The 6038-nt window shown below is 40.1% G+C and carries 3 protein-coding genes; 2 read left to right on the plus strand and 1 reads right to left on the minus strand.

Features of this window, described 5'->3' with window-relative positions; translation table 11 throughout:
- Positions 1–104 precede the first annotated feature (104 nt).
- Entirely contained in the window at positions 105–2252 is a 2148-nt protein-coding gene (locus HWQ44_RS24895; RefSeq protein ID WP_292724353.1) for a serine/threonine-protein kinase, read from the minus strand.
- A 121-nt stretch (positions 2253–2373) separates the two neighbouring features.
- Here HWQ44_RS24895 and HWQ44_RS24900 point away from each other — a divergent pair, with 121 nt between their 5' ends.
- Both HWQ44_RS24900 and HWQ44_RS24905 read left to right on the plus strand, forming a co-directional pair.
- A complete protein-coding gene (locus HWQ44_RS24900) occupies positions 2374–3072 on the plus strand; it encodes a rhomboid family intramembrane serine protease (protein ID WP_292724355.1) in 699 nt (232 codons plus the stop codon).
- 269 nt (positions 3073–3341) lie between these two features.
- A complete protein-coding gene (locus HWQ44_RS24905; protein ID WP_292724357.1) occupies positions 3342–5984 on the plus strand; it encodes a PAS domain S-box protein in 2643 nt (880 codons plus the stop codon).
- Positions 5985–6038: the final 54 nt, after the last annotated feature.

A 6038-nucleotide genomic window follows, 5' to 3' on the forward strand; every position in this document is an offset into this window, starting at 1 on the left:
AACTTTTGCGCTCACTTTACTTCAACACAGTAAAAGATGTCAAATGGGTTCTATAACAGTTATTGTTAACAATTGGTAATTCGGATTTACCAATTGTTAATTTATTAGGGCCTCGTCTGTGGTGGATTGGTGGAATTAGGAACTGGGATAATTGGCACGATTATAGGCTTTGGTCTTTCACCTTGCACACCTTGCACACCTTGCAGTTGAATTTGGGCTTGATTGCGGCCGTCTATAGCTTGTTGGTAATTAGGCTTGTATTTGATTGCTTGATCGTAAGAAGCGATCGCATCCTGATACCGTTTCAAATTTAATAGCGCATTGCCTCTGCTATACCAGCTTTCGGAATGGTCTGGTTTATAACGAACTGCCTTATTATAAGATGCGATCGCATCTTCGTATTTCTGCAAAATGTATTGTGAATTCCCCAGATTATACCAGAGTTGATAGTCTTTTGACTTAATTGTTGCAGCTTTCTTATAAGATTTTATTGCTTCTTCATAGCGTTGGTTTTGATGCAGTGACCAACCCAAGTTATACCATGCTTGATAGTTACTAGGATTGGATTTAATTACTTGGTTAAAAGATTCAATTGCTTCTGGATAACGTCGTAAATTCATGAGGATATTACCTCTTGATAACCAAGCTTGATAATAACCTGGCTTATATTGCACTGCTTTATCATAAGCTGTAAATGCATCTTGGTAGCGTTGCAAATTAACTAGTGCATTTCCCCGATTGTACCAGGCTTGCTCGTAATCTGGTTTTAAATCAACGACTTTTTGGTATGCGGCGATCGCTTCTTCATATCGCTGAGAATTATGTAATGCTAATCCTTTTTTGTACCAAGCTTCGTAATTATCTGGTTTGAGTTCAATCGCCTGTTCATAAGATTTAATTGCTTGGTCATATTGGTTTAAATTACTGAAAGCTTCACCCTTAGCATTCCAGACTTCTGAGTTGTCATTATTTAATTGTAAGGCTTTGTCAAAAGAGGCGATCGCTTCTTGATATCGCTGTAAATTTCCCAACACAAAGCCTCGTCCACTCCAAGCTTCAAAATAATCTGGCTGAATTTGAATTGCTCTATCATACGCAGCTAGGGCTTCTTTATATTTTTTTAATTTATATAGTGTTTTCCCTTGACCATTCCAGCCTTTAGCATAATCTGGTCGAATATTAACGGCTTTTTCATATACTGCTAGCGCGTCTTGATAGCGTTGTAAATCAAAAAGAGTATTTCCTTGTTTAGATAATTCTATAGCGTTATTTGAATTAATGTGATTCAAAATAAATATTGATGCTACTCCGCTAACACCAATGAAAAATATCGCTAGTAAAATTTTACCCAAAATACCTTTTTTTGGTTGAGGTTTGTTTATATTTTTTGGTAGAGAAATAGGGGTTAAGGCTATTGTTTCAGCAGGTGGTTGTGTTAACTCTTTCAGCGCTTGTAATGCCATTGTTGCCGAAGGATAGCGTTGCCGAAAGTCGTAGCACACCATTTTATCTAATAATTGAGCAAATTCTGGTGTTACTGTGGCTTGATTATGCCAGATAATTTCATTAGTATCAGCATCTTTTGCTATTTCTTCTGGTGATAATCCTGTGAGAGCTTGAATAGCAATTATTCCCACAGCATAGATATCACTGCTTAGTTTTGGCGTACCATGAGCTTGTTCACCAGGAATATATCCAGGCGTACCTATAGCAACAGTAGCTTGCGTTTGACCTTGGGGAGTAATAACTTGAGTAGCAATTTGTTTAACTGCACCAAAATCAATTAAGATTAATTTGCCATCTGGTTGGCGTCTGAGGATATTTCGAGGATTGACATCACGGTGAATGACATTCTGTTGATGGACAAATTCTAAGATTGCCAAAAGTTCTTGTAAAAGTGAAATTACTTCCTCTTGACTTAGGGTTTTACCTGATGTTAATTCTTGACTCAGGTCGTGACCTTCGATCAATTCCTGTACGAGATAGAATTCGGCATTCTCCTCAAAATAAGCTAAAAGTTGGGGAATGCGATCGTGAGTTCCTAATTTATACAGAACTTGTGCTTCCGTATCAAATAACCGCCTAGCTGTCTCCAAAGTTACTGGATCGCTTGCCTGGGGTTTGAGTTTCTTAACGACACATGGAGGTGAACCAGGTAATTGGGTATCACAAGCCACAAAAGTTTCACCAAAACCCCCACCTCCTAAGTTACTAATAATTTGGTATCTTCCTACAAGTGTGTTTCCCAGCATCTTGTTTGCCTAGTTAAGTGCGATGCGATCTGATTTCAATCTTGCCACAGGTTGGGGGAGTGAGGAGTGGGTAGATGAGGGGAATAACAACTAATGACAAATAACAAATTACAAAAGACAAATGATTCCTATTAGTGATAATATTCGTTGTCGAAGTAAACCGATTATTAATTACTGGCTGATTGGCATTAACTTGGCTGTATTTTTATGGGAACTTAAATTAGAATTTAGTGGAGAATTAGGCTATTTTGTCAATAGTTGGGGTGTGATTCCAGCCCAGATTAGTGGGGCAATTACAAATACTATTTTGTTAAACTCTGCCGCTTGGATAGTTGTGTTTTGGCGAGCATTTTCATTAATTTTCGGAATATTTATACATGGTAGTTTTAGTCAAATATTGGGAAATCTCCTATTTTTGTGGGTTTTTGGGAAGACTTTAGAAAATATTCTGGGACATGGACGCTATCTCAGATTTTATTTGACTGCTGGCGCGATCGCAGGGGTAGTGCAAATTCTGCTCGAACCAAGTTTGACAGTCCCATTGATTGGGGCAAATGGTGCGATCGCAGCTATTTTAGGAGCATACGTGATGAAGTTTCCTAAAGCTAAAATTGACACCATTTTGCCGCTAATAATCTTGTATATCCCTATCCAACTTCCAGCCTTTTTCTATATATTTTGGTGGTTTGTGCAACAATTATTTTATGGTATCGGTAGTTTAAATATTCCTCCTGTTGGCGTAAATCAATCGGGTGTTGTCTTCTGGGGGCAGGTTGTGGGATTATTAATTGGTGCAGCTTTCATGCGATTGAAGAGATAAACTTTCTTTAGGTATTTAGCTATTTTCTAGGGTGGGCACTATCTACATGATGCCGAAAACAGAGATTTTGATGTTTATGGGAGTGCCCATGATACAGTTATTGGAACTAGATTTGACAATTTGTAATTTTTATTTAATTTTTAACTGTTTGTATACCTTTTGATGGATTAAATTTTTTAGATTAAAAATTGATACTCATCAAACTAGGGGATGCCTAGTCTTCAAGTCGGTGTTATTAAGTAGAAGTACAAGTATAAGCGGTGTACAAAATGCCAAATGTTGATCGAGTTAACTTTCAAGTTACTGATGAATTAACACTTCTGCGGCAGCGTGTAGCTGAGTTAGAGCAATCAGAGATATCTTATCAACAAAGGCAAGCAGCATTTGAGAATAAATTAACAGAATTAAAAAGAAAACTGCCAGTAGAAGTAAAAAATCCCTATATTCAAGTTGTGAATGTCCCGATTGAGAATGATACATCCACAGTTCTGAATCTACCAAAAGATGTGGTGGAAATTTTACAGCAACTCCAACAAGAAATTGCCGAGCGAAAGCAGGTAGAAGTAGCGCTCAGGGAGAGTGAAGAACGCCTGAGGCTAGCTCTAGATGTATCCCAGATGGGCTTGTGGGATTGGAATATTGTTACCAATCATGTCATCTGGTCGGAAAATTATGAACTGCTTTTTGGTTTAGTTCCAAGTAGTCTTACAGCCCCTTATGAGACGTTTAAAAAGTGCGTTCATCCTGAAGACAGGCAATCTGTCATGCAAGCGATCGCCTACGCTTTGGCACAGAGAACTGACTACAACGATGAATTTCGCATAGTTCGCTCAGACCAAAGCGTACATTGGATTTCTGCCAAGGGAAAATTTATCTATGACGCTCAGGGGCAAGCAATCCGAATGCTCGGCGTTTGTATGGAAACTACTGTGTGTAAGCAGGCAGAAGAAAGTACTCGCGAACTAACCACCCAAGTCCAAGAACAGGCAAATATTTTAAATGCTATCCTCACTGCCTCAGTCGATCACATTTATATCTTTAATGGCAAAGGTTGCTATCAATATGTCAGTCGTGATGGAGCAACTGTACTAGGTTTAAAGCCCCAGGATATTGTCGGGAAAACTTTGCCAGAACTGGATTTACCCCCAGACCTAATAACGCAGGTAGATAATCAACGACAAGCTGTGATGAAAACTGGGCAGCCACTCAAGGATGAGTGTAAATATGTTACTGCTAATGGGGTACATTATTATGAATACATCCTCACACCATTACGCAATGTTGAGCAAACTATTGAAGGTGTAATCACTGTTTGTCGCGATATTACCGAACACAAACGCGCAGAAAAATCATTACGCGAAAGTGAAGCCCGATTTCGGCGTTTGTTTGAATCTAACCTGATTGGGGTCGCTTTTTGGAATGTCGATGGCTTGATTATTGATGCCAATGATGCCTTTCTTCAACTAGCTGGCTATACTCGTGATGAGTTTGCCACTTTAGGTAGAATTAATTGGAAAGAACTTACTCCTGTTGAGTATAAAGATTTAGACGATCGCGCCCTTTTGGAGGTGCAAACCACTGGAATTTCCAAAATTTACGAGAAAGAGTTTGTTCACCGCAACGGAAAACGAGTCCCGATTGTTTTGGGCGTAGCCTTGCTGAATAACTCCCAAGACAACTGTCTTGCTTTTGTACTGGATATTACCGATCGCAAATTGGCTGAAAAAGAATGCGATCGCTTACTCGAACGCGAAAGGACAGCACGCAAACAAGCAGAGATCGCCAACAAAATTAAAGATGAGTTTCTAGCGGTTCTCTCTCATGAACTGCGAACCCCACTCAATCCTGTCTTGGGATGGTCGAAAATGCTGCGGACTCGCAAGTTTGATGAAAAAACTACTAACCACGCTTTAGAAACCATTGAACGCAACGCCAAGTTACAAACCCAGCTAATTGAAGATTTGTTAGATGTGTCTCGCATCCTTCAAGGAAAATTAAACTTGAATGTTTGTCGAGTCAGCTTGGTAATGGTAGTGGAAGCAGCACTAGAAACAGTACGACTAGCAGCACAAGCCAAGTCAATTCAAATTCAGACCATATTTGATGCCAGTTTGGCACAAGTTATGGGCGATCCAAATCGACTCCAGCAAGTTGTGTGGAACCTGTTTTCCAATGCGGTAAAATTTACACCAACAGGAGGACGGGTAGGAATTCGACTTATGGAAGCTGATAATCAAGTTCAAATTCAAGTCAGCGATACAGGTAAGGGAATTAGCCCAGACTTTTTGCCTTATGTGTTCGATTATTTTCGCCAATCTGATGGCACAACTACACGGACATTTGGTGGACTAGGTTTAGGATTAGCGATCGTGCGTAAGGTTGTAGAAATGCATGGGGGAAAAGTTCAAGCCGAAAGTCCCGGAGAAGAAGCGGGTGCAACTTTCACTGTTGAGCTACCGCTTTTAGTCAGAAGCGAACAGGTTCGCGGTGAGGAGAATCAGTCTTCACCTTATGCGCTTGAATCTTCGCTCCTTTCGGACACTCAAATTTTGGTGGTGGACGATGAACCCGATATTCGCGACTTAGTTACCTTCATTTTGCAAGACTACGGTATGCAAGTAACCGCCGTAGCATCAGCACAGGAAGCGCTACAAGCGTTGTCTGAGTCAATACCAGATGTTTTAATTAGCGATATTGGAATGCCAAAGACAGACGGTTATATGCTGATGCGTGAAGTGCGATCGCGATCGCCCCAACAAGGAGGACGCATACCAGCGATCGCTCTGACAGCTTATGCAGGGGAAATGAATCAGCAGCAAGCACTAGCAGCAGGATTTCAAATGCATATCTCCAAACCAGTAGATCCAGACCTATTAGTGAAAGCGATCGCTGATTTGATTAAGCCAAGCTGATATAGAACCCATTTGATATCTTTTTTAGCTAGCTAGCAGCTAGTCTTTTGAGCA

Source organism: Nostoc sp. JL34, from assembly GCF_017114945.1.
Lineage (GTDB): Bacteria > Cyanobacteriota > Cyanobacteriia > Cyanobacteriales > Nostocaceae > Nostoc.